A 25,276-nucleotide genomic window follows, 5' to 3' on the forward strand; every position below is an offset into this window, starting at 1 on the left:
TAAGAACCGGATGAATGTGGTGAATGGTGTATAGAGTTTTACGGGAGACTTGTTTGTTTAATGCGGATGAACAGAATCATGAAGAATGAGTCTCCATATGTTAACCCGTGTCCTCAATTGAAATCTGGGGGCACGAGCGGAAGTCAGAGAGGATGAGACAAATGCAGACAACTAGCCTGGCTTTACATACGGATAAATATCAGATCAATATGATGTACGCCCATTGGGTGAATGGTACTCACAAGCGGAAGGCGGTATTTGAAGCCTATTTCCGTAAGCTTCCTTTTGGCAACGGATATGCGGTATTTGCCGGATTGGAACGGATTGTGAACTACATCAGCCAGCTTCGGTTTACAATGGACGACATCAAATTTTTATCCAAACAAGAGGAAAATTACGATCCGGTCTTTCTGGAAGAGTTGCTCCAGTTTTCATTTCAGGGCACGATTCATTCCATGAAGGAGGGAGCAATTGTTTTCCCTGACGAACCGCTCATTCGGGTAGAAGGCTCCATTATGGAGACACAATTGGTGGAGACGGCAATACTTAACTTCATGAATTATCAGACGTTGATTGCAACCAAGGCTTCGCGGATCAAACAGGTAGCCCAACAGGATACGTTGCTCGAATTCGGTACACGGCGTGCACAGGAAGCGGATGCGGCCATCTGGGGCGCACGTGCTTCGTATGTAGCAGGCTTCCATGCAACCTCCAACATGCTGGCCGGAGAGCGCTTCGGAATCCCAACAGCAGGTACACACGCCCATTCCTGGGTACAGAGCTTTATGAGTGAACAGGAGGCGTTTGACGTGTATGCCAAGGTCTTGCCTGATCAGGTTACGTTATTGGTTGATACCTTTGACACATTGAACAGTGGAGTACCTCACGCCATCAAGACAGCCAAGAAGCTAGAGAGCCAAGGCAAAAAGATGAATGCGATTCGTCTGGACAGCGGTGACCTTGCGTACTTGTCCATTCAGGCACGTCAGATGCTGGATGAGGCTGGCCTGGATTATGTGAAAATTGTAGCATCCAATGATTTGGATGAAAACACGATTTTCAACCTGAAGGCACAAGGAGCACGGATTGATACATGGGGTGTCGGGACACAGTTGATTACCGCTTCTGACCAGCCATCTTTGGGTGGAGTGTACAAATTGGTAGAACGTGAAGTGGACGGTGCCATGTTGCCTACGATCAAAATTTCTGCCAATCCTGAAAAGGTGTCCACTCCAGGTAAAAAGGAAGTGTTCCGGATCATTGATCCGAAACATGGCAAAGCGATTGCGGATTATATCTGCTATCCAGATGAAGAGCAGCCGCTCCAAGGCGGACCGCTCAAGCTGTTCAACCCGCTACACCCTTACCTGAAAAAAACCGTTACCCGCTACGAAGCGGTCAATATGCTGGAGCCGATCTTTGTGAACGGACGCAAAGTGTATGAGCTGCCTAATCTGGATGAGATTCGGGCGTATCACCGGGAACAGATGAATCTGTTCTGGCCTGAATATCAACGGAAGCTCAACCCGGAGATCTACCGTGTAAACATTAGCCCTGCGGCATGGAATATGAAGCAGAAGCTTATTGCGGAACATGTGAAATCCACAGAGGAATGATCTAAACTTAAGAATGACAATGAGGCATAACCAGGTAAGAATACTGGCTATGCCTTTTTGATGGTCATGGAATGTATACATGTTTAGCGAAGCTTGAACGATTCGATGATCGCAAGCAAAATTTCGGCTAAACGCGGTCTGTCTTCAGAAAGTATGTCGATAGACGTTTTTTATATGATCCGATTAACTCGGACCCGTATGTAAGAAATCTCATGGACAGACTGCCAAGGTAGCAGGCTATACTGGAAATGGTCATGCGCAATTCAATAAGTTATTCTGGAGAACGCAGTAATTATTTCTCGGGAAAGCGCAGGAGACGCCAAATTCTGCATCTATTGATTCAATCCCGCAGCTGTAGGGGATGAAAGTAAGAGGAGGTGCAGACATGAGATGGATATTAGGACTGGTCTGGATCGCTTTTATTGCCTATGCATTGATGTTGGCACCGGGGCAGTCACCTGGAAGTGATCCAATATTCAAAGAACTGATCACCATGCAAAGCAAAGAGCCTTGGTTGCTTACTGTGTTTTCGTGGTTAGGTATTTTCCCGGCAGTTTATGCCTGTATGCTGTTAAGAACATCGGTGAAAGAACGAAGTGGCCGTGTACCGGCTTGGCCTTTTGTTCTGCTTTCTTTTGGGCTAGGCGCTTTTGCCCTGCTTCCCTACTATGTGTGGTCATCATCCGCAAATAGAGCTTCGGGTTATACAAGCTTGCATTTTGGTCGTCAGCGGGAGTCGGGAATTGGAAGAGTGGCAGCTCACAAGTTGACGCATGTAGTCCTTCTGCTGTTGACGCTGGGGACCGCATTCTACGCCTTGACGCAAGGTCATCCGGATGTATATGTGGAGGCGTTCAAGCAATCATCCTTTGTACATATTATGACGATTGATTTTGTACTGTTGACCTTGCTTTCCGTAATTGCAATATACAGGGACGCCAAAGGCAGTCGACGTTCACCAGCTTGGTCCGCGGCAGGCATCATCCCTATTGTGGGTCCGCTAATTTATCTGTTGACGCTCAGGAGAGATAGAGCTTGATGATTACGTTAAGCCTGAATGCGAACAATTCATGTGCTTAATGGAAAAATATATAAAATCCGAAAAAGGAGTGGCTATCGATGAAAAACCATTTTAACGCATATGTTGTTCGTAAAGAAGAGCAGGGCGGAGTGAAAGCGGGTATAGAGCAACTGAAGAAGGAAGATCTTCCGAATGGAGATGTAACGGTACAGGTGCAATATTCCAGTGTCAATTATAAAGACGGACTTGCGACTCTTGAGAAGGGTGGCGTCGTTCGTGAATACCCGATGGTACCGGGAATCGATCTGGCCGGAACGGTAGAAGAGTCCGTGAGTGGACGTTTTGCACCAGGAGATCGGGTAATCAGTACAGGATTCGAACCTGGCGTATCTCATTACGGAGGGTACAGCGAATATGCTCGTCTGCGCAGTGAATGGCTGGTGCCTCTTCCACCGGGTCTCAGTGAGAAAGAAGCCATGGCGATTGGAACCGCAGGATTTACGGCTGCACTTTCGGTAGATGCGCTGTTACAGGCTGGAGTAACCCCGGCGATGGGCAAGATTCTGGTTACGGGTGCAACGGGGGGCGTTGGAAGTATGGCCGTGGCGATTCTGGCGAAACTTGGCTTCCAAGTAACAGCCAGCACAGGCAAGAAGGATCAGGAGGAGTCATTGCTCCGAAACTTGGGAGCTTCGGAGGTTATAACTCGTGAAGAGGCTGATGCTCCAGCTAAAGGAGCCATGGGGAAACAGCTATGGGCGGGAGTTGTTGATCCAACAGGAGGACCTGCACTCGCGGAGCGATTAAAACAGATTCAATACGGAGGAGCGGCAGCGGTCTCCGGGTTAACGGGAGGCACAGCTTTTGAGTCCACGGTACTTCCGTTTATATTGCGTGGTATCCAGCTTATTGGTATAGACTCTGTATATTGTCCGATGGAACGTCGGGAACGGCTGTGGGAACTGCTCGGCGGAGAATGGAAACCGGAGCGTGCGCTGGAACTGGGAATCTGCGAAATTTCTCTAGACCAGTTGCCGCATACACTTGAGACGATACTCCAAGGTGGTGCAGTAGGTCGGACTGTGGTCAATACAATATCAGATATGCCATCCGCATAAGTTTCCAAGTCCTAAGACATGCTAATTCTACCTGATTGGGTCACAGTACATGTGGCTGGAAAGGAAGGATTGGCATGTGTTTTGATAGAAAAAAACGAAGTCTGGTTCGAAGAACAATGAAGTCGATACTTATAAGTGGAGTGTTGATCACAAGTGTCTGGACCCTGGTGGCATGTTCGGCATCAACCATTGAGCAGGAGCGGAAGGTCTACACCCGTGAAGCGACAGATGAAGGGAATGTGCGGGCACAGAGTCAAGGACACGGATTAAACGGTGAATTGGTAAGTGAGATCAGTAAGAGTTTTGAAGCAAAAAGCATTCAGCTGATGAATAATATGTTTGAAGATGATGGCCATGGTGGGATCTCTTATATGTACTTGTTGAATGGAAGTAGTAGACATATCGTGAAAGTCCACATTTTCAGTGATGCAGCAACCCGTGCTGCCGGCATGAAACAAATGTATAGTGAGAATCGTGATGAGGCTGTCTTGGAGAATGTACTTGGCCGGACAACGATTCGCAGCAAAGGATACGTCTCACTGGTTTATACAGCTTCGGGTGGGGAAAAGGACAAGTATGAACAGGATGTTATGCAGGTGTTCCAACATGTGCTGGGGCAACTAAGGTAAGTAGAGTGAGATACCCGTCGTACTATAACGTACAGCTGAAAATAAACCCGAAAACCCGTCTGATCTTTCAGACGGGTTTATATATTTCACGCATGACATGCCGTAGTTCAGGCAAAATGAGTTTTTCCATGGCCAATTTGACGGCACCTCTGGAACCTGGCATGGAGAATACCGCAGTGCGTCCAATCGTACCAGCAACGGCTCTGCTTAGGATGGCAGCTGAACCGATATCTTCGGTGTAACTGAGAAATCGGAAGATCTCACCGAAACCTGGAAGTTCCTTGTCGAGCAATGAGGATACCGCTTCGTATGTCGTATCTCGGGGAGCAATTCCTGTTCCGCCGCTAAGCAGCACGGCTTCAATATCATCACGAACAGCTGCATCCTGCAGGATGCTTCGAATGTTCTCCGTTTCGTCTGGTGTAATGATGTATTCAACAATCTGATACCCTGCTTCATTCAGAAGCTGATGCATGAGCTGGCCACTGGTGTCCGTGTCTTTGGTGCGCGTGTCTGACACTGTAACAATCATGCACGATACCGTGGTCGGAGCTTCCTGGCGATGTTGTTCCACTGAACTAGTCATGAAACTTCCTCCTTCAATCAACATGTCCTCATAGCATAGACCATCCGTTAGCATCAGGCAATGTACTGGGGAAGAATTGAACATGATTGCATAACGAATGCGGGATGGTGTACACTCGCTAGATACAGATAGATCAGGTTACAAGAAGGACAATCAGAGAGGTGTATACGCATGAATGAAACAATTTTAAAAGAACAATCCATACCTGTATATATACTGTCAGGTTTTTTGGGAAGTGGCAAAACAACACTGCTTGTTCAGTTGATCGAACATTGGCAACAGCAGGGTTTGCGTCCCGCAGTGGTTATGAATGAGTTAGGCGAAGTCAATCTGGATGGTCAGATTGTGGATTCCACCGTTCCCATGACAGAGATGTTAGGTGGATGCATCTGTTGTACCGTTCGTGGTGACTTGGGATTGCAACTTGCTGATCTCGTTCAGGAGGAATCACCTGATGTGATCGTTATTGAAGCAACCGGTGCGGCGAATCCAATGGAGATTCTGGATGCGGTAACGGAGACCTCACTCTACATGCGACTGGAACTGAAAAGTCTCATCACGGTTGTGGATGCAGCACATCTATCTGGTCTGTATCAGGAGCAGAAGGGGCAGACCTTTAAACTGATGCAGGAGCAGATTCGCTGCGCGTCTGTGCTTCTTTTGAACAAAACGGATCGGGTGAGTGCGCAGGAGCTGAAGGACCTGGAACAGCTTTTGGCAAAATGGAATGGCTTCGCACCTGTAATTCCTACAGTCAAATGTGAGGTGGAGATGGATCTGTTGCTTCGCAGTGGGGCAGACGTGCATGTGCATGATTCAGCTTCTGAAGCAGATAAGCCGGCTCACCATGAGCATACGGAAACCTGTGGTACACATGGATGCAATCATGGACATGAACATCAGTCGGTTCAAGGCGATGCTACGAATAATGACGCATCCTATAGCCATGTTCATGACCACAGTCACGAGCATTCCGCTCCTCATGCCTCACACGAACATGTCATGGTTTATACGCACTATTTCAGTCATCCGGTGAACAGCGAGGCGTTTGAACGATTTGTATCCGCACTGCCACGGGATGTGTATCGAGCAAAAGGTATTTTATCATTTAGTGACACGGCGAGCCGCTTTTGGTTCCAGTATGCCTACCGTGAATCGGACTACATGAAGATCACACCTCAGGGAAATGTCCCTAATGTTGCTGTGTTTATAGGTGAACATTTTGACCAAACTGTCATTCGTGACCAATTACTGGAATTGGAAGCGATAAAGTAAGTTGGATGATTCAATATTCCTCTCAACTGGGTATTAAGAAGCATAGCAAACTTTGCCTGGGAGGTAACTTTAAATGACACAACAACAATATCAACAATGTATCGATGCTTGCCTGGAGTGCATGAATGCTTGCAACGTATGTTACATATCGAGTCTGAAAGAATATGATCTGGCGATGCTGCGTGATTGTATCCGTTTGAATCGGGAATGTGCGGAGATCTGCAGTTTTGCTGCACAAGCGATGACACGTGGAAGTGATTTCATTGCTGAAATATGCGAATTGTGTGTGAAAGCTTGTGAAGCTTGCGCCGCAGAGTGTGGCAAACACAACCACGATCACTGCCAAGCATGTGCAGAGGCTTGCCGCAGATGTGCAGAAGCTTGCCGGTTGATGGCAGCAGTAGCATAATTACTATTTCACTGGAACATATAATAAAAACCGATAATGACCTTGGTCCCCTAAGGGAAGGTAGTGAAACACAGGCATCTGAGACGATGTGCCTATGTGTATTGCCTTTCTGTAGGGGATTTTTAATGCAGGTTGCCAAGTCTAAACGTGGTATGTATAATGATGGGAATGAATTGAAACGAAGAATATCAATGATCGGGAGAGTAGCCAGATCCATACATGACAGCGAGCCGGGATAGGTGGAAGCCGGTATGACATGACCTGTGTGAACCGCACCCGTGAGATGGTTATCCGAAAAGATGTACGTATCCCCATTGGGGATAGGCCAGATCTGTCTGAGGGTAACTCGGCTTGCGACCGTTATACGCATCGAGCGGAACAGGTTCTGCGGGTATGCATGTTGATGCATATGAAGAGCAACCTGTTCACTTAGAGTGGTACCGCGGGAACTGTTAAGTCAGCTCTCGTCTCTTATGTAGAGACGGGAGCTTTTTTGTGTTTATTTTCAGCCACTAATGAATGGATAAGGAGTGTTTGACATGTTGATGAAGCAGGCTGCGGCCGATATTGCGCCTTTAACGGGATTGACTGAAGAAGAAGTTATGAGATTACTGGAGGTTCCACCACAAGCGGAGATGGGGGATGCAGCATTCCCTTGTTTTGCATTAGCGAAGTCATTAAAAAAAGCACCGGCAGTCATTGCAACTGAGCTCGCAACGGGATTACAGGCATCTGGAATTGAAGCGACTCCGGCCGGGCCGTATGTAAATATCCGCTTTAATCGGGAGGCGCTCGCGCCGAATCTGCTAAAAGAACTGGGAGATGCCGCATTCGGTAAGCTTCAGCTTAGTCAGGGTTCGCGTGTCGTGATTGATATGTCTTCTCCTAACATCGCGAAACCCTTTGGTATCGGACATTTGCGTTCTACTGTCATTGGTGCAGCACTGTATCGGTTGTATAACGAAGCGGGTTATACCTCTGTAAGTGTGAATCATCTGGGGGACTGGGGAACCCAGTTTGGCAAGCAGATTGCAGCATACAAAAGATGGGGCAATGATGAAGCATTGCAGGCAGATCCGATCCGTACGTCCCTGGAACTGTATGTGCGCTTCCACGATGAGGCAGAGAACGATCCTTCCCTGGAGATGGAGGCACGGGAGTGGTTCCGCAAGCTGGAGCAAGGGGATGAAGAAGCACAGCGGTTATGGGCGTTCTTTGTGGAAGTCAGCATGAAGGAATTCAACCGGATGTATGAACGTCTGAATGTACAGTTCGACCATACGTTGGGGGAGAGCTTTTACAATGACAAGATGGGCGCGGTGGTTGAAGAACTCAAGGCGAAAGGTTTACTTGAAGAGAGTGATGGAGCACTCGTGGTACGTCTGGAGGACGAGAACATGCCCCCGTGCCTGATTATCAAAAAAGACGGAACCACCATCTATCCTACACGGGATTTGGCTACGGCGGTGTATCGTCATGAGGTGATGAAGGCAGATCGCTTGTTATACGTGGTCGGAGGCGAGCAGAAGCTGCATTTCCGGCAGGTATTTGCGGTCCTTTCCCGGATGGGGCATGAATGGTCTGCGAAATGTGAACATATCCCGTTTGGATTAATGCGTTTTGAGGGACGGAAAATGTCTACACGTCGCGGTAAAGTCGTCTTCTTGCAGGAAGTGTTGGATGAGGCAGTCGCTCGTGCTTTGCAGATTATTCAAGAGAAAAACCCGAATCTGGAGAACCCTCAGAAGGTAGCTGAGGCTGTTGGTGTAGGTGCTATTATCTTCGGTGATCTGCGCAATAATCGGTTAAACGATGTGGACTTCTCACTGGAAGATGCGGTGAGTTTTGAAGGAGAGACCGGACCTTATGTGCAATATACCCATGCTCGGATTCAAAGTGTGCTTGCCAAGGCAGAAGAGGCGATACGTGTAGAAAATGAAAACCATCTGACTAACGCCAGCCTTGCGGATGGTGAGAATGAAAAAGTGACCACTTCATCCGGTATCGGAGATACCGCTTGGGCGTTGCTGAAACTGCTCGGTGAATATCCCGAGTATCTGGCAAAAGCAATTCATCGGAATGAACCTTCGGTTATTGCCAAATACACAATAGATGTCGCTCAGGCGTTCAACCGCTTCTATCACGCCGAACGGATTGCGGATGCGTCATCTGATGTAAGACCTTTCAGGGTTGCATTAGCTGAACGTACTGCTGAACGACTTGCGTACAGTCTTTATTTACTTGGTGTGCAAGCTCCAGAACGGATGTGATCCCAGTGACATGGAGTACACGTGGTCTTTTCAGGAAGTCGGATCAAGCTTCACCAGACTCATCAGTCCGAGGTATATTGCTTCAACAAGTGAGCAAACGATTAGGTCATGCTCAGGTACTGGATCAAATTAATCTGGAAGTAAAACAGGGCGAATGCGCTGTGATTGTTGGCAGAAATGGCTCGGGCAAAAGCACATTGCTTCGTATATTGGCGGGGATCTTATTGGCTGATACAGGATCGATTCAGCGTACAATAAAAGGTTCTGAGAAATATGCAGTAGATGGCCTGCCACGTGTACCCTTTACATCTAGGGAGTACTTGTGGGAGATGGGACGGATTCGGGGCATTCGCCCCGAAGAACTACGTGGGCGGATAAGAGAACTTAGCGAACTTTTATATCTTGATACCGCGATCGATCAGAAGTTACTCCTATTGTCCAAGGGCACATTGCAAAAAGTAAATTTGATTCAGGCCCTGTTAGCTGGACCGGGTGGTCTTTTGTTGCTGGATGAACCGTTATCAGGCTTGGATATTCCAGCGCAAGAGGCAGTCGTATCCCTATTGGGGGAATGGAAGGATGAAGGGACATGCATTGTTACAGCTTGTCATGAACCCTTGCTTATTGAACTTTTGGCAGACCAGGTGATTGTGTTGAAGAAAGGCAGTGTGCTCCGCTACTGGAATCGTGAGGATATACTGCAAGCTGGCGAACCGGTTGTATGTATTCAAAGTCTGGCTCCTGCTGGAGAGGATCTGGCTAATGATCCATCCATTTCACATCAACCGGGAGTGTTGTCTTTAGATCGTGATACGAGCTTGGGGAACGCAAAATCTTGGTTGTGGGATTGGAAAGTGGTTCAACAATCCACAGATGATGTCCTCCGAATGATTCTGGCTTCCGGAGGTTCGGTAGTGTCTGTACAACAGGAGGAAAGTCAATTACATATGGAAAGTCTGCTTGGAGGACAACATCCAGCTGTACATGCGAGTCGTGGAGGTGTCACAGAATCTGTGGACTTAAGCTCTTCCATGGATGGTGCGGGGGGAGAAGCCGAATGATCTATCTGACCCGATATTTGTTAAGGCATCACATTCGCTCACAAAAATATTTTGCACCGGTTATCTTTTATATCATTGCCATGTTACTGATCTATTCTTACAAGCCCAACCCAATTGCGGACAGTTACAGTGTCACGGCTATGTTGTTATTTCTGGCAGCAGCTTGGCATGGAGTCATGGTGATGAATACCGAACCTGCGAAGCAGTTTCAATTACTGGTCCTTCATGCAGGAAGCAGGCGTAAGGTTGTAACAAGTCAACTCATCTGTGCCTGGATTATGCAATTCATGCTTACCGCAATTACTGTGCTATATCCCGTTTTCGCTGGAATGTTCGAAAGACAACCCACAGGTGAGGAGTGGATGATGACCTGGTTAGGACATCTGGGATTATCGCTGCTGGGATTAGGCATCAGTGTATTCTTTCAAAAATCGTACATTCCCTTGCTTAGTCGCAGTATGCCTGCCCTCATTATTGTATTATTACTATCGTTTATCCAAGGCTCATTGAGTGAACGTTTGCCTGAATCGTTAGAATGGCTTGGTCGCATACTTCCACCAGCCTTTTATCTGGTTCGTGAGATGATGTTATTTGATGAATCAAAGATGGACTCGTTTGTTTCGGTTATGCTTTGGACTGTGCTCTACGCAATGGGGTTACTGATTATCCATGTGTGGCTGTCCGGAAGAAGAGATCTGCGGGGTTAGAAGACGCGCTTCCCGATAACTTGAATGTTGCTCTTGGTTTGGTTAGGATAGAGGGACATGGAATGGATAACATCGTACGGTTGAAGGAGGCGCTCGCATATGCAAAATACAGATATCCAGAATGGTGACATGCTGGACAGCGAACACTCCAGGGAATTGTTTGCCTATTACGGATTGGCCGTGTACTACGGGCAGGCGCTTGAACAGCAGCTGGTCAATCTAATTTTATTAATGAAAATGTCTCAGGGCAAGGCTGTGTCTGAAGAAGACCTGGAAGATCTGTACGAACGAAAGATGAGCAGTTCACTGGGGCAGCTCATTCACGAAGTACGTCATCATTTTACATTCTCTGAGGAAGAGACTTGCCAATTGAATGAATTATGGCAGCAACGTAACCGTATCGTACATCATTATTTCAAGGAACGCATTCATGAGACATTCAGTCCGGAAGGACGATCACGCATGATTAAGGAATTGGAGGATTTCAAAGACCGCGCACAGGAGTTGGAGATCCGTCTTCAGCAATATACGGGTGCCTGGATTGCAGAGCTTGGTCTGGATGCCGAATCTGCAGCAGCTCTGCAAACGCTGGAGCGTATGCATACCGAGAGTATGCAAGCAAGGGCTTTGGAAGAGGATGAATGACAAGCAGACGGATAACGAAACGCTGGATATTAATTATGGCTCTGACTGTAGTATTCGTTGGAATCCTATGGACCGTGGTTACGGCAGTACGAATATTTGCTTATACGGATGAGGATTCATCGAGGGTATCGGATGCAGCAATCATTCTGGGTGCAGCAGTGGAGGGAGATAATCCTTCACCTGTATTTCGTGAACGCATCGAACACGGAATTGAATTATACCATCAGGGTACAGTTCGTAATCTGCTTTTCACAGGCGGGTCGGCTGATGATGGAGAACATACGGAAGCTGAAGTGGGTCAGAAGTATGCCATCGCACATGGAGTAGATCCTGCGGACATTCGTATAGAGACCAAATCCAGAATTACCGAGGAGAATCTGGTCAACTCAATTCCAATTGGTGAACAGGCCGGTTATCACACCTATACAATTGTGAGTGATCCGCTGCATATGAAACGGGCCATGAAGCTGTCTGTCGGGCTGGGCATGGATGCCGTACCCTCTCCGACACGAACAACGGCTTATCGAACCTGGCGCAGCAAGTTTCCTTTTCTCGCAAGGGAGACCGTAATGTACATGGGATATACGATCAAAGGATGGATAGACAATCCGAAGCAGCCGTGAGGTTGCGCGCGGATTGTTTTTTGTCTGGGGAAAATAAGCAGTAGAGGAACATGGCTCCAGATGAAAATACAAAAAAACGATCTACACCGCAAACCCTGAGGTAGCTGTGTAGATCGTTTTTTGTTTTGCTGTCGAGTACATCATTTTTGGTTGGTTACTTAAAGAGCTATCTGTCTTACACTGTTATGCATTTCCTCCTGCAAAGGAGGCTGATGTTCGAACGGTGTCGTCCGATGGATTCTCGAGTGTCGCGAACGCTGCTGCTTGCGCACCTTGCTGAAGCTGGTACATCTTATAATAGCGGCCTTTAAGCTCCATTAGTTCATCATGTGCACCCTGCTCAACGATTCGCCCACGATGCAGAACCAGAATCTGATCTGCGGAACGAATGGTGGAGAGACGGTGAGCAATGATGAATGTGGTACGTCCTCTTTTGAGGACTTCAAGTGCGTTCTGAATGAGTGCTTCCGTTTCCGTATCGATATTGGCAGTCGCTTCATCCAGAATGAGGATGGCCGGATCAAATGCCAGCGCACGAGCGAAGGAGATTAACTGACGCTGACCAGCAGACAATGTGCTTCCTTTCTCGATGACAGGTTCGTCAAAGCCTTGAGGCAAATGAGCCAGTATACGCTCAGCGCCTACGTCACGCAGCGCCTGTTCAATGCGTTCACGGGAGATCTTCTCATCGCCTAGACTGACGTTGGAAGCAATGGTGCCGGTGAACAGATACGGGTCCTGAAGTACAATCCCCATATGCTCACGAATCCACTGTTTAGGCAGATCCTTAACGTTCTGACCATCGATCGTGATCTTGCCTTTTTGCGGATCATAGAACCGGAACAGCAAGTTGATGATGGAGCTTTTACCCGAACCGGTGTGGCCGACCAGAGCCACCGTCTGACCTTGTGATGCTTTGAACGAGATATTGTTGAGCACGAAGTCCTTTTTATAGGCAAAGGATACATCGTCGAAGACAACATTCCCTTTATATCTTGGCATGGAGCCATCGGTTACGGGTTCTCCTTTTTCATCCATCAGCTCAAAGACGCGACCAGCAGATACGAGGGAGGAGTCCAGGTTGGCGAGCTGATTCACCATACCGGTGATCGGCTGGAACAAACGGCCCAGGACATCGACGAAGGCATACAGAACACCCAGGGAAATAATACTTGTGCCATCCAGCACACTGGAACCGAAGTACCACAGGACCACTGCAAAGGCGATATTCCGTAATACGTTAACCAGGTTGTGTGAGGTGAAGGCATTCAGGTTGAGCATTTTGTTCTGGTGTTTCATATAGTCATCATTCAGATCTTCGAATTCCTGCTTGGTTTGTTTCTGATGGCGGAATACGCGGATAATGGACATCCCCTGAATGGACTCGTTAATGATCGCATTGATCTCACTCAGCCTTGACCGAATGATCGTGTTGTAGCGAGTGGCGAATTTACGATAGAGCACAATCCATGTAATGAGCATCGGCACCACGAATAACGAGATCAGACCCAGGCGAACATCGAGCAGGAAGAGTGCGACATACACACCTGTAATCGTGATGATTCCTGAGAAAAAGTTCGAAAGAACGGCAACGAACAGATCCTTGACGGCTTCTGTATCGTTTGTGACCCGAGATACAACTTTACCTGCGGGCAGGTTATCAAAAAAGTGCACCGGCAATCGCTGAATGTGGGCATACACATCGTTGCGCAGTCTTTGAATGACCTTGTTGGCCGAGGACTGCAGCCAGAATGTTTTACCAAACTCCATAATGACCGAGATCACGAGGAAGATCATGTAGTACACAATTAATTGATAGATGCTGGGCATCTCCGGTTTGTAAAAAGCAAATAGTTCACCGGCGGACAGGGGGGCTGCCGCATATTGGCCTGTTACTTCACCTGCGCGTGTAACCGTGAGGATTCCATCCGCATATGTGCGGTCTCCGTCAGGGGCATTGACCGGTTCGTTTACAAAATAAAAACTTTTGCCGGCTTGTAGTACCCGCACTTCGGAACCTTTGTTTTCATTCGGTTCGAACAAGCCTTCGCGTTTGTAGTTCTTACCGTTGTAGACTGCGGCTTCATCTGAAGCTGTGGTCTCATAGAAAGGCTGCTCAATCGCGAGCAAGTGATTGTCGATCATGGATTTGGCGATGAACGGACCGGCAAGCTCGGCCGCAACACCAATGGTAAGCATAATTAATGCAGCGATAAATGTTCCTTTGGCTTTCAAGGCGTAATCAAGCAGCCTTTTGCCTGTATTAGACTTCAATGTATTGACCTCCTACGTGGACAGATTGGACTCGACCTGTTGCCGTTCATACTGTTCACGGTACCAGCCGTTCATGGCTAACAGTTCCTGGTGAGTGCCTTCTTCCGTAATTTTCCCGTGCTCCAGTACGATGATTCGGTCAGCATGTTCAATAGCAGACAGGCGATGAGTCGAGATCAGCGTGGTTTTGCCCGAGCGTTTGTTGCGTATATTTTCAATGATTTTAGCTTCAGTACGTGCATCGACAGCAGATAAAGCATCATCGAGGATCAGAATATCAGGATTAGCAATAAAGGCACGTGCCAGCGATACCCGCTGTTTCTGTCCACCGGACAGAGAGATTCCTTTTTCACCAACGAGTGTATCCAGTCCTTCCGATAAGGTTCCCAGATCCCCGTCAAAAGCGGCGGTACGGATGGCTTCCATGATGACTTCATCACTGGCCCCAGGTTTACCAAATTGAATGTTCTGACGAACGGACTTGGAGAACAGCACTTGTTCCTGTGGTACATAGCCGATCCAGCTATGCAAGTCATCTTTGGCGATATCCTGAATCGGATGACCCGAGATGCTTAATGTACCCGAACCAGCAGGGTATTCATGAAGCAGTTGTTTGAGCAAAGTAGACTTACCGCTACCCGTACGACCCACAACACCCAAGGTTTGACCCCTTCGCAGCGAAAAGCTGATATGACTGAGATTGTCGACAGTGGAGCTAGGATAACGGAATGTAACATCTTGCATCGCAATTTCTTCCGGATTCGTCACGTGAGCAGGTTGCTCCACATCCTGTACAGCAGGTTCTACCGATAATGTCTCGTTGACCCGATCAAGTGAAGCGCTACCGCGCTGCATCAGGTTAATCAATTCGCCGATGGCGAACATAGGCCAGATCATCATCCCCAGGTACATATTGAATGATACGAGATCACCCAGAGTAATTTCATTATGGAATACAAGATATATGCCGTAGGCCAGTGCAATCACATAACTGAGTCCAACGAAGAGCCGGATGGTGGGTTCGAATAGGGCATCCATTCTGGCAACAGCGAGGTTTTTGCGATACACATCTTCGGTCACATCGGCGAACCGTTTTTCGTCCAGACGTTCCTGCACATAGGCACGCACGACACGGATACCGGCAATGGATTCCAGCACCTGGTCATTCATATCTCCGAATGCATCCTGTGCGAGGGTGTAACGTTGATGTACAGCTTTACCATAGATCATCATGGCAATGGCGATAAAAGGTAATGGCAGGATTGCCGCCAGGGTCAGTTTCCAACTAACCAGAAAACCCATAGCGAACAGTACGGTGGCCAGAAAGGCTGTAGAGTCTGTTAAAGTCAGCATGCCGAAGCCTGCTGTAGTGGCAATGGAACGAAGATCATTGGTGGCCCGAGCCATCAGATCGCCAGTTCTGTTTTTCTCAAAAAAGGGAGGAGTCATCCGCAGCAAGTGGTCCATAAAGCGCGAACGAAGAAGCCGTTCCACCAGATTGGCACCACCAAACAGTTTGTGCATCCAAACGTATGTAACCAGATAGATAATGATGACCGTTCCTAGAATAAGCAAGATATAACGCGTAAGTGAGGTGCCGGTAATGGAACCGCGCACAATCTCGTCGATGGCATTGCCAAGAAGACGAGGAGGCAGCAGTTCGGCAATGCCCACCAGAATAAGCAAGATGACACCGGTTAGGTATCGTTTGCGTTCCAGCCGGAAGAACCAGGCCAGGTTTTTAAGTACAGAGAACAAGTGTTATCCCTTCCTTTCGATGTCCGAAAAATGCAGATTCCGTTCATGTATGCCGAAATGTACCCACAAAAAAAGACATACCGCACGCAGGCGGTATGTCTTCATATCATCATACGGCAGCATGGCTCAGAGAACAGAGCCGCCACCATATATAAGTTCGATTGTGAGTAAACATCACAGAGGTTCTAATGAAAGACCGCCTGTAATGCCGACTTATGAACGGAATAATGATTTCGGGTGTGCTCCGGTATTTAATTGTGTGTTGAATTGAACAATCATATGTTTGTTAAACACCGTAATCACCCTTTCTTTTTTGGAAATAAATACAATGTAGACCTCGTATGTTTGCATCTTAACACCGGCTTTTACAATCTGTCAAACATTTTTCACAATTTATTTTGTCTTTATAGGAGCACTCGGGTTTGTATTCAAGTCCCTGTAGAGATATGATGGAACATATATATACAGAAGGAGCTGACACCAAATGAGTACCATACATGTATCCGATCAAGCTGCTCGCTGGTACAAGGAAGAACTGAATTTGAGCGAGGGAGACAGCATTCGATTTTTTGCCCGTTATAGCTCAGGCGGAGGTCTTCACCCTGGATTTTCGCTAGGTATTGCTGTGGAAAAACCAAGACATCCTGCCGATCAAACCGAAGTATCGGGAATTCAATTCTTTATGGAAGATCACGATTATTGGTATCTGAAAGGGCACCAACTGCATGTGGATATCGTTGATGAAGGTCAGGATATCGAATATCGTTACACTGAAATATCTAATCCTTGAAGTATTCTGCTAGGCAATAAATGAATCACAGGTCGCCACCGGCTTCCGAATAGGAGGAGGGGATAAGCAGTGAATCTGCCAGCACGAGATTTGGCCCAGTATATCGCAAAACGCTCTCATATTGTTGTAAAAGCGGCGGTGCGGGCTGAGAACGAACAAGGTGAATTACTGCTGATTCAGCATGCGGAACACGGTCAATGGCGGTTGCCAGCTGGTGAGATGCGCCCTGGGGAAGCCATAGAAGATGCTGCGCATCGGGAGTTATGGGAAGAGACAGGTTGGACCGTTGATACCATGACACTGGAAGGTCTGTATTCAGGGCCTGATCTTCGGTCTCTGCATTCGAGCGGAGATGAAGAGTATTATGTCATTGCCCTGTTCCGGACAGTGATCATTCAGGATGATCTTGTGGAGTCACGTGTCAATAGTGATGCGGGTCTTAAGTTTTACGCACAGGAGTCGTTACCACCTCTGAATGAAATTAGCCGAATTCTGTTAGCTCGGGATAATGTAGAATAAAATAAGTTGACGCAAAAATGACCTTGGCATCCACGTAAAATGGGTGACAAGGTCATTTTTTTGAAAATCGGATTCACGTGCTCTAATCATGAATTACACCTGATCCAGTGATTCATCATCCATCGCAAAATCAAAATCATCGATATCGAATACCTGTACAGGTGATTCAGACTCAATGATGCGTGCGATCAATTCAACCTGATCGGTGAGAATCGGGATACTCAGGCGCTGAGATGTCAGCAGCAATTCTGTCTCAATGGGATCGAAATACTCCCCGTACTGTGCCGTATCTATTGCATTGATAATGGCAATGGATACTTGGTCACCAAATAAAATGGAGGGGCTTTTGGCCCATGGAACAAGTAACGCACGCTCTATTTTTTTCTTATTCAGTGGTTCCTCGAAATAAGAAATCATTTCATTGATTTTGGATTTTACATGCTGATCATCTGCCGGGTTATCCATCATGGGATCAGGACTGGTCTGGAATTCATATAGCTCAAGGATGGTGGTATAAGGAAAAATATATTCAACAGGCGCGGGCGGCGCTAGCAATTGACCGTAAATAGCCACCATCACGGCTTCTGTAATAAACTGACGTGACATGGTTCCTTATTCCTCCTGGGCCATTAATAGTTGCAAAGTGAATCTATATCTTATGCAACAGCATAACCATAATATGGGTTATTCTGCTGTAGACTCGTGTACATAATTTGCATGAATAGAAGTATATCACACAACGGTGGGAAATACAGCCAATCTGCAGAGCATGTCAGGTCACAACGATCACAACCGAATCAGGATTTGCCCAGTAGCAGTGACAGTATTCCTGCAGCAATCAATGGACCCACAGGTACACCCTTGAATAGGGCAACCCCAAGTACCGTTCCGATTAACAGCCCTGCAACGACAGTTGGCTGTGTACTCATCAGCGTAGCGCCACGTCCTCCGAGATATGCCACCAGTAATCCTACACCAATGGCGAGCAGTGATTTCCAGTGCAGGAAAGACTCACCGATCGTCTGCAGACTCATCTTGCCACTGGCAAGAGGTGCCATCACGCCAATGGTCAGAATGATGATGCCCAGTGTAAGTCCGTATTTTTCAAGCCATGGAAATGCCTGATTCAGGTTCAGGACTCGTAGCAACAACAGAAATACCATCGCTACGGTCACAGGTGTGTTGCTGCTGATAATCCCGAGAGCCGCAAAAACAAGTAGCAGCAGGGAAGTCATATCCATGGTTTTCATTTCCCTTCAGTCTGTCCACGTTGTTTGCTAACGATATGTTCCGCAATGTACCGTCCATGCCAGCGCCCGGATTCAATAAAGACTTCATTGGCATTACGCCCCGAAGCGATGACTCCGCCCACATATACACCAGGTACGCTGCTTTCCATCGTTTGTTCATCATATAGAGGTTTATCCATATCATCAGACATCTCCACACCTACCGACGTGAGTAGTTGACGATCTGGACGGAAACCGGTCATTGCCAGTACGAAGTCATTATCCAGTTCCCGAGTGGAACCATCCGTGTGTATCAGACGAATTGAATCATCGAGTATTTCATTCACGCGTGATTCCAGGTGCAGTGTGATATGACCTTTTGTCACCATGCTCTCGAATAGCGGGCGTACCCATGGTTTAATATGCTGGGACAAACCACTGCCGCGATACACCATATCAATATGTGCTCCGACCCGAACCAGTTCCATGGCCGCGTCCACGGCTGAGTTGCTTCCGCCAATAATGGCGACACGTGTACGGGTATAAGGGTGGGCTTCCCGGAAGTAGTGGGTTACCTTATCTTTATCTTCTCCAGGGATGCCCAGATAGTTAGGATGGTCAAAATAACCGGTAGCTACAACGACATTGCGTCCAACATGAACGATGGCTTCCCCGCGGCGATTGAGCGTATGTACCTCAAACGTACCATCATCCTTGCGTTTGATTTCACGGGCTTCTTCATAGTTATGAACACGCAGACCAAAATGTTCGGCTACCCTGCGATAATAGGCAAGTGCTTCATAACGAAACGGCTTATCATTAGGTGTGCTGAACGGAACGTTTCCGATCTCAAGCAGCGGTGCTGTGCTGAAAAACTGCATATGGGTTGGATACAGATAAATAGATTGAACGATATTGTATTTCTCAACGATCACAGCGGACAGTCCCAGCCGTTCACATTCAATGGCAGCAGACAGACCGCATGGGCCTCCGCCGATAATAATGACATCTTCCATGTTCTTAATCCTCCTTATTTCAAGCAATATAATCCTACCGTAAAAAGCGAGCTAATGCCAGTTCAAGAGAGAGTTAAACCCAGACAAGCTTACTTGAATCCAAAGGAGTTGACGTGGAGAGAGGAAAAGACTAATATCAAATTAGATATTTATCTAAATGAAAGTGAGATGAACGATGATGCAGCTGGAGAAAATTGTGGCTTATCATAAAGCGTTGGCTGACCCGACCCGGCTTCGCATGCTGCTGTTGTTGGCACAGGGTGAACTGCACGGACAGGCACTTGCCGAGCGGCTGAATCTGTCACAGCCAACCGTGACACATCATGCATCCAAGCTGAGAGAGGCGGCGCTGATTAAGGAACGACGGGAGAAAAATACAGTGTACTTCACACTGAATCCTTCGTTTATCCGCGAGAATGCGCAGGCTTCGGTTGACTTTATCTTTAAGCGAGAGGAGGTTACGGATATGAGTAATGTGAACGAAACACTGAAAGCGTCGGTCATGAGAAATTTTTTCTCCAAAGATGGACGACTGCGGCAGATTCCCGCTCAATACAAGAAAAAGCTGATTGTACTTGGTCATCTGGTCGAGCAGCTTGAGTTCGGTCGGAAGTATACCGAGAAAGAAATGAATACATTTATACAGAAGTATCATGAAGATTTCGCTACCATTCGGCGGGAATTTATCATGCATCAGTTCATGTATCGGGAAGAGGGGATCTATGAACTGAATCCGAAGGAAATGTGGACGCGCTGGGATCAGGTCAAATAGAGTAGGTTGGAAAAAGTTTGGGCTTGACAAATGCAAAGCCCAGTGTGTAACATAATGGATAATTCTACAAGGGAGGCGATTGTTTATGACAAAGTTAAATGCAGTATACGTTAATTTGAATATGAACAGCGTCTCCGGAACGGATCAAAGCATGTAATTTTGCGTTAGTTGGATAGCAGTATCCATTGTAACGTAAAGTATGTCATGCTCAGATGAAGCCACGGGTGACGCACCCGTGGCTTTTTGGTTTGCCGATAAAAGGGTGTTCCTGAATTGAATATAGCGGATGGTTAAGTAGGATATCCGGTATATCTACGAGAAGGGATGATCTTTAATTCGTCTAACTACTTATTGCCGCGGGTGTATTTCTACTCGTGGTTTTTTGTTTTGATCTGAACCGGAGATAATTGTTCACTGGTCTTGAACAAAAGCAAACAAACTTATTTTGGGAGGAATTTATATTTTAGATAACCATATTGAAAAGTACGGCTGGTCTGCAAAGTGGCAGGAACTGTGGCAAGTGACAGGAATGGAAGAGCAGGATAGAAAGCCAGCCAGAATTATCGCAGATCATGGACACCTGCAACGTTTGATTACAGAAGAGGGCGAACGCTGGGGGAGAATTTCGGGCCGAATGCGTCATGATAGTCTGGAAACGAGTTTGGTACCAGCGGTTGGAGATTGGGTGGCGATTACAGGCCAGGCAGGTGAAGAAGCAATTATTCATCATCTGGTGCCACGTCAGAGCAGGGTATCGAGACAGGCGGCAGGTCCAGTGACCAAAGAACAATTAATCGCCGCAAACGTGGATACACTGTTAATCGTGGCTGCACTTAATCATGATTTCAACCTTAGACGACTCGAAAGATACGTGATGATGGCTTGGAATGGTGGCGTAAGGCCAGTCATTGTCTTGAGCAAAAGTGATCTGTGCAACAATGTGGAAGAACAGATCCGAAATGTAGAAGGAATCGCACCAGGTGTTGAAGTGCTTGCGATATCTGCAGTGGAGGACCAAGGAAAATCTTTACTGGAACGATATTTGCAGCCAGGGTTGACTGTTGCGCTCACAGGATCTTCGGGCAGTGGCAAGTCTACGCTGGTGAACTGGATGATGGGTGAGGATGTGCAACTTACACAGTCTGTTCGTGAGGGCGACAGCCGAGGGAGACATACCACAACACACCGGGAGATGTTTGTACTTCCACAGGGAGCCGTATTGATCGATACTCCAGGAATGCGTGAGCTTAACCTATGGGATGAGGGGAATGATGGGCTGTCGCATGCGTTTGGAGAAATTGAAGAACTTGCGGCAACGTGCAGATTCCTGGACTGCAGTCATACACGGGAAGCAGGATGTGCAGTGAAAGAGGCCATACAGGATGGTTCATTAGATGAAAAAAGACTGAATAATTATCTGAAAATGCAGAAGGAATTGCAATATCAGCAACGTAAGGAAGAAGTGGCATCCAGAAAGCGTACCGCTTCCAGCAAACCGGCCACTAGTCGCAAACCCAAGCACTCCCGCAGTGTGAAAGAGTGGGAGGAAGTCTGAAATCAGGCGGGCATCATCTGTTACCTTGCATAAGATAGGTCAGGAGGGATGTCATTATGCCAGATTACAGGATTATTGTAGATCTGTCTGACCACATGTTATATCTTCTTGATGGCAATCAAGTGATTAAGGGCTATCCCGTAGCCACAGGCAAGATGCTCACGCAGACGCCAAACGGGGAGTTCACGATTATTAACAAGCAATCCAATCCAGGTGGGCCATTTGGCGTGTTGTGGATGGGGCTGTCTGCTCCCCATTATGGGATACACGGAACCAATGAGCCTTGGTCTATTGGCAAATCCGTCTCCCATGGTTGTATACGCATGTACAACTCGGATGTACTGGATCTGTCGTCCAAGGTTTCTGTAGGCACTAGAGTAACGATCCGGCCCTAGGGCCGGATTTCACTTTATGGGAGGTAGTTCAAAAAGTCCGCTTTTGATTACGAATCATGCCTAGCGGCATGATCAGCATCGAATATGAAACTCAACCGAAATAAGCGGGTGGCTTTCGAAGTATGTTTCCTGAGGAAACATTGTGGTTGCTCACGTAGCTCTATCTACGCTCCGCTACTCCATTTCTAGCTTCATTCCATCTTCTTGGTACTTAAAACCAGACTTTTTGAACACGTATTATAAGGTTAAGATAGCCAGTTACCAAATAAGTTCTTACAACCAGAACTGAAGTGGATGAATTTGGAATTGTAGAAAGATGAACATATAATATGGTAAAGCTATGGCAGTTATGAGAGAAAGCGAGTGATAGCGATGTTAATCCGGCCGGCGCGCGAAGGGGATGCGCAAGGAATAGCCCATGTACATACAGAGAGTTGGAAAACAACGTATCGAGGAATTGTGCCCGACGATTTTTTGGATCATTTGACTATAGAATCAAGATTGTCGCAGTGGGAGAGGACCATTCGTTCTGGCGAAAAAGATCAGATCTTGGTGGTAGCTGAACAGGATCATGGGAACATTGTCGGATTTGCTTGTGGGGGTAAGGAGCGTGAAGGCAAATTACCTTATGATGGAGAGTTGTACGCTATATATTTGCTGAAGGAAGTGCAACAACTGGGGATAGGTGGGCAACTGGCAACACATGTCGTTAATCATCTGCAGACCTTCAATATGAAACGTTTGATCATATGGGCTTTGGAACGTAATTCAGCTTGTCGCTTCTATGAGAAGATGGGAGGCACTCCCGTCCACACACAGTCTATCCGTATTGGTGGTCAAGATCTGATTGAGGTTGGCTACGGATGGGAAGAATTGAGCCTCTTTGGAGAGAAGGGCCTGCCCGATTGAGGAAAGAGGTACAGATGGGGACAGAATACTCGGGTTGTATTGTTTCCTTAAACTTAAAGAATGGAATAGCTAATTCAGGTCTGCACGTTTGCGTAATTCTGAACAAGGTTAATGATGTATTACACCGTTGTGCAGGTGTGACATTCAATTTTGATCAGGAGGCGTATTCATATGACTTTAATGGAAACCGAACATACAACATGGACGAAACAATATATTAATGGCAGATGGGTAGATGGCTCCGGTGAGAAAACAATGGAGAATATCAACCCTTATACGGGAGAAGTTATTGCCACATGGCGCTCTTCCAATAAAGAAGACATAGATAAGGCGTATGAGTCTGCTCATAAAAATTCGATTGAGTGGGCGAAGTCATTACCTGCTGTGAAAGAAGAGGTACTACGGAAAGTTTCATCTCTGATGGCAGAGCGAAAAGAGGAGATCATTCAACTGTTGATCACAGAATCCGGGAGTACCCGAATCAAATCGGAGGCGGAGTTTGCAGCGGCTAAACGCATTGTGGATGAGTCAGCATCTTTTCCTTATCGTATGAAGGGTGAGATTATTCCGTCCAATACTCCTGGTAAAGAGAACCGTGTAATTCGGGAGCCGAAGGGTGTGGTCGGTGTGATCGGGCCGTGGAATTTCCCTTTGCATCTATGTCTTCGATCCGTAGCTCCGGCGATTGCTCTCGGCAATGGGGTGGTGATTAAACCGGCATCAGACACTCCGATTACGGCAGGTTGGCTCATTGCTGATTTGTTCGAACAAGCCGGTCTGCCTGGGGGCGTGCTAAATGTCGTTGCCGGAAGTGGCAGTGAGATCGGGGATTACTTTGTGGCTCATCCGATTCCCAAAGTAATTTCATTCACGGGTTCCACAGAAGTTGGGCAGGGAATCGGTAAACTGGCGGGTGAACATTTAAAAGAAACGGCACTGGAGCTAGGCGGCAACAACGCCATGGTTGTGCTGGAAGATGCGGACATTGAACGTGCTGCCGAAGCCGCAGTCTTTGGCAAGTTTCTGCATCAGGGACAGATCTGCATGGCTCTGAATCGTATCATTGTGCATGCTGATATTTACGACAGATTCGTTGATTCATTTGTTGCCAAAACGAAGAATGTGCAGGCAGGTGACCCGGCTAATGCCAAAACACTCGTAGGTCCTCTCATTCGGGAAAAAGAGGTAACACGATTGCAGGATCTTGTGAACAAAGCCAAGGACGAAGGCGCACGTCTATTGCTTGGTGGGACCAACAAAGGCAGTGTGCTGTCTCCTACTGTACTTGCTGATGTTAAACCTGAACAAGATATTGTGCAGCAGGAATTGTTTGGCCCGGTGGCAGTGATCATGAAGGCTCATGATGAGCATGAAGCTGTGCGTTTGGCGAATGATACTCCTTATGGACTTAGTGGTTCCGTATTCACCAAAGATCTGAATCGAGGATATCTGGTTGCCCAGCGCATTGAATCTGGTATGGTGCATGTAAATGATCAGTCCGTGAACGATGAAGCGCATGTGATGTTTGGCGGTGAAAAGGCTTCAGGGATTGGACGTTTCGGTGGTGATTGGGCCATTGAGAAGTTTACACGTACTCGTTGGATCAGCATTCAGCACCAATATCGGGAATATCCAGGAGTGAAATAAGTCGAAAAAGGATGAACTAGCAGGGTCGTTTATGAACGATTAGAGTGAGTTGCAAAAAGATCGACAAATCATGCGAAAGCCCGTCCCAGCTTGGTGAGACGGGCTTTTTGCACAATTTTACACCACAGCAAAATACGACTTAATATAAGAGTGGAAAAGCTGTTTGGCTCTGACGCTATCTGGTTATTTATGGATACACGGAAGAATCGATCCGTAAATCCAATGGCAAAGGGGCTTTAAATTCATGTCCATTGACCGCTTTATTCTGAGGAAACTGAATACCTGTCAGGAAGAACATACACGTGCCAATTTGGTTCGGCTGTTTGTCATTCGTATTCGTAAAGCCGAGATTGCGGAAGAGCATGATGCCGCCTATGTCCTTAGCAAAGTGCACTGAGTGATGGCTGATCATAACTGCAATCCGCTGTTAACGTGTATACACCTCAAAAAGG

At 47.1% G+C, this 25,276-nt stretch carries 25 protein-coding genes and 1 other annotated feature; of the genes, 19 read left to right on the plus strand and 6 right to left on the minus strand.

What is annotated here, in order from left to right:
* Positions 1–161: 161 nt before the first annotated feature.
* The 4 genes from MKY85_RS11445 to MKY85_RS11460 all read left to right on the plus strand — a co-directional run bounded on the left by MKY85_RS11445 (position 162) and on the right by MKY85_RS11460 (position 4,384).
* The gene (locus MKY85_RS11445) at positions 162–1,616 is read left to right on the plus strand and encodes a nicotinate phosphoribosyltransferase (protein WP_091017227.1); all 1,455 of its coding nucleotides are present in this window, start codon (positions 162–164) and stop codon (positions 1,614–1,616) included.
* A 385-nt stretch (positions 1,617–2,001) separates the two neighbouring features.
* Entirely contained in the window at positions 2,002–2,655 is a 654-nt protein-coding gene (locus MKY85_RS11450) for a hypothetical protein (RefSeq protein WP_342572603.1), read from the plus strand.
* An 80-nt stretch (positions 2,656–2,735) separates the two neighbouring features.
* The gene (locus MKY85_RS11455; protein WP_342572604.1) at positions 2,736–3,755 is read left to right on the plus strand and encodes an oxidoreductase; all 1,020 of its coding nucleotides are present in this window, start codon (positions 2,736–2,738) and stop codon (positions 3,753–3,755) included.
* Between the two features lie 74 nt (positions 3,756–3,829).
* On the plus strand, positions 3,830–4,384 hold the full coding sequence (locus MKY85_RS11460) for a hypothetical protein (RefSeq protein ID WP_342572605.1): 555 nt from the start codon (positions 3,830–3,832) through the stop codon (positions 4,382–4,384).
* Between the two features lie 67 nt (positions 4,385–4,451).
* Here MKY85_RS11460 and MKY85_RS11465 read toward each other — a convergent pair whose 3' ends face one another.
* A complete protein-coding gene (locus tag MKY85_RS11465) occupies positions 4,452–4,970 on the minus strand; it encodes a molybdenum cofactor biosynthesis protein B (protein WP_339241689.1) in 519 nt (172 codons plus the stop codon).
* A gap of 171 nt (positions 4,971–5,141) precedes the next feature.
* Here MKY85_RS11465 and MKY85_RS11470 point away from each other — a divergent pair, with 171 nt between their 5' ends.
* From MKY85_RS11470 to MKY85_RS11500, 7 genes are all read left to right on the plus strand, one after another.
* Entirely contained in the window at positions 5,142–6,245 is a 1,104-nt protein-coding gene (locus tag MKY85_RS11470) for a GTP-binding protein (RefSeq protein WP_342572606.1), read from the plus strand.
* Positions 6,246–6,318: 73 nt separating this feature from the next.
* Entirely contained in the window at positions 6,319–6,654 is a 336-nt protein-coding gene (locus MKY85_RS11475; RefSeq protein ID WP_253433942.1) for a four-helix bundle copper-binding protein, read from the plus strand.
* A gap of 182 nt (positions 6,655–6,836) precedes the next feature.
* Positions 6,837–7,129: a binding site (T-box leader), on the plus strand.
* Between the two features lie 64 nt (positions 7,130–7,193).
* Positions 7,194–8,924 (plus strand): arginine--tRNA ligase, encoded by a 1,731-nt coding sequence (gene argS, locus MKY85_RS11480; RefSeq protein ID WP_342572607.1) that lies wholly within the window; start codon positions 7,194–7,196, stop codon positions 8,922–8,924.
* Positions 8,925–8,929: 5 nt separating this feature from the next.
* Positions 8,930–9,985 carry an ATP-binding cassette domain-containing protein gene (locus MKY85_RS11485; protein WP_342572608.1) on the plus strand — a complete coding sequence of 352 codons (1,056 nt, stop codon included), beginning with the start codon at positions 8,930–8,932 and terminating at the stop codon, positions 9,983–9,985.
* Positions 9,982–10,692 carry a hypothetical protein gene (locus MKY85_RS11490; RefSeq protein WP_339241694.1) on the plus strand — a complete coding sequence of 237 codons (711 nt, stop codon included), beginning with the start codon at positions 9,982–9,984 and terminating at the stop codon, positions 10,690–10,692. Before MKY85_RS11485 ends, MKY85_RS11490 begins: the two co-directional genes overlap by 4 nt.
* A gap of 99 nt (positions 10,693–10,791) precedes the next feature.
* Positions 10,792–11,337: a hypothetical protein gene (locus MKY85_RS11495; RefSeq protein WP_342572609.1), complete on the plus strand. Its 546-nt coding sequence runs from the start codon at positions 10,792–10,794 to the stop codon at positions 11,335–11,337.
* Positions 11,334–11,960, plus strand: a complete 627-nt coding sequence (locus tag MKY85_RS11500) for a YdcF family protein (protein WP_342572610.1) — start codon at positions 11,334–11,336, stop codon at positions 11,958–11,960. The genes MKY85_RS11495 and MKY85_RS11500 overlap by 4 nt, the downstream gene beginning before the upstream one ends.
* A 183-nt stretch (positions 11,961–12,143) precedes the next feature.
* On the opposite strand, the gene MKY85_RS11505 is transcribed toward MKY85_RS11500, so the two are convergent.
* Both MKY85_RS11505 and MKY85_RS11510 read right to left on the minus strand, forming a co-directional pair.
* On the minus strand, positions 12,144–14,234 hold the full coding sequence (locus MKY85_RS11505; RefSeq protein WP_342572611.1) for an ABC transporter ATP-binding protein: 2,091 nt from the start codon (positions 14,232–14,234) through the stop codon (positions 12,144–12,146).
* A 12-nt stretch (positions 14,235–14,246) separates the two neighbouring features.
* Positions 14,247–15,992 carry an ABC transporter transmembrane domain-containing protein gene (locus MKY85_RS11510; RefSeq protein ID WP_342572612.1) on the minus strand — a complete coding sequence of 582 codons (1,746 nt, stop codon included), beginning with the start codon at positions 15,990–15,992 and terminating at the stop codon, positions 14,247–14,249.
* Positions 15,993–16,476: 484 nt separating this feature from the next.
* Between MKY85_RS11510 and MKY85_RS11515 the strand changes: the two genes are divergently transcribed.
* Both MKY85_RS11515 and MKY85_RS11520 read left to right on the plus strand, forming a co-directional pair.
* The gene (locus MKY85_RS11515) at positions 16,477–16,782 is read left to right on the plus strand and encodes a HesB/YadR/YfhF family protein (RefSeq protein ID WP_339241697.1); all 306 of its coding nucleotides are present in this window, start codon (positions 16,477–16,479) and stop codon (positions 16,780–16,782) included.
* Between the two features lie 69 nt (positions 16,783–16,851).
* Positions 16,852–17,301 carry an NUDIX domain-containing protein gene (locus MKY85_RS11520; RefSeq protein ID WP_339241699.1) on the plus strand — a complete coding sequence of 150 codons (450 nt, stop codon included), beginning with the start codon at positions 16,852–16,854 and terminating at the stop codon, positions 17,299–17,301.
* A 93-nt stretch (positions 17,302–17,394) separates the two neighbouring features.
* Here the strand turns inward: MKY85_RS11520 and MKY85_RS11525 are convergent, their stop codons facing one another.
* From MKY85_RS11525 to MKY85_RS11535, 3 genes are all read right to left on the minus strand, one after another.
* Positions 17,395–17,907 carry an ADP-heptose synthase gene (locus MKY85_RS11525; RefSeq protein ID WP_339260504.1) on the minus strand — a complete coding sequence of 171 codons (513 nt, stop codon included), beginning with the start codon at positions 17,905–17,907 and terminating at the stop codon, positions 17,395–17,397.
* A gap of 191 nt (positions 17,908–18,098) precedes the next feature.
* Positions 18,099–18,542: a DUF441 domain-containing protein gene (locus MKY85_RS11530; RefSeq protein ID WP_339241702.1), complete on the minus strand. Its 444-nt coding sequence runs from the start codon at positions 18,540–18,542 to the stop codon at positions 18,099–18,101.
* 5 nt (positions 18,543–18,547) lie between these two features.
* Complete coding sequence (locus MKY85_RS11535) at positions 18,548–19,546, minus strand: YpdA family putative bacillithiol disulfide reductase (RefSeq protein WP_339241703.1); 999 nt, start codon at positions 19,544–19,546, stop codon at positions 18,548–18,550.
* Between the two features lie 178 nt (positions 19,547–19,724).
* On the opposite strand from MKY85_RS11535, the gene MKY85_RS11540 reads away from it, so the two are divergent.
* From MKY85_RS11540 to MKY85_RS11565, 6 genes are all read left to right on the plus strand, one after another.
* Positions 19,725–20,318, plus strand: coding sequence for a metalloregulator ArsR/SmtB family transcription factor (locus MKY85_RS11540; RefSeq protein ID WP_342573334.1), 594 nt, complete (start codon positions 19,725–19,727; stop codon positions 20,316–20,318).
* Between the two features lie 529 nt (positions 20,319–20,847).
* Positions 20,848–21,873, plus strand: coding sequence for a ribosome small subunit-dependent GTPase A (gene rsgA / locus MKY85_RS11545; RefSeq protein ID WP_339243027.1), 1,026 nt, complete (start codon positions 20,848–20,850; stop codon positions 21,871–21,873).
* Between the two features lie 56 nt (positions 21,874–21,929).
* Positions 21,930–22,268 (plus strand): L,D-transpeptidase, encoded by a 339-nt coding sequence (locus MKY85_RS11550; protein WP_076318547.1) that lies wholly within the window; start codon positions 21,930–21,932, stop codon positions 22,266–22,268.
* A gap of 372 nt (positions 22,269–22,640) precedes the next feature.
* A complete protein-coding gene (locus MKY85_RS11555; RefSeq protein WP_339241705.1) occupies positions 22,641–23,177 on the plus strand; it encodes a GNAT family N-acetyltransferase in 537 nt (178 codons plus the stop codon).
* A 171-nt stretch (positions 23,178–23,348) separates the two neighbouring features.
* Positions 23,349–24,824, plus strand: coding sequence for an aldehyde dehydrogenase family protein (locus MKY85_RS11560; protein ID WP_342572613.1), 1,476 nt, complete (start codon positions 23,349–23,351; stop codon positions 24,822–24,824).
* 244 nt (positions 24,825–25,068) lie between these two features.
* Positions 25,069–25,221, plus strand: coding sequence for a hypothetical protein (locus MKY85_RS11565; protein ID WP_339241709.1), 153 nt, complete (start codon positions 25,069–25,071; stop codon positions 25,219–25,221).
* Positions 25,222–25,276 lie beyond the last annotated feature (55 nt).

The organism is Paenibacillus sp. FSL R5-0749 (genome assembly GCF_038595085.1).
Classification (GTDB): Bacteria; Bacillota; Bacilli; order Paenibacillales; family Paenibacillaceae; genus Paenibacillus.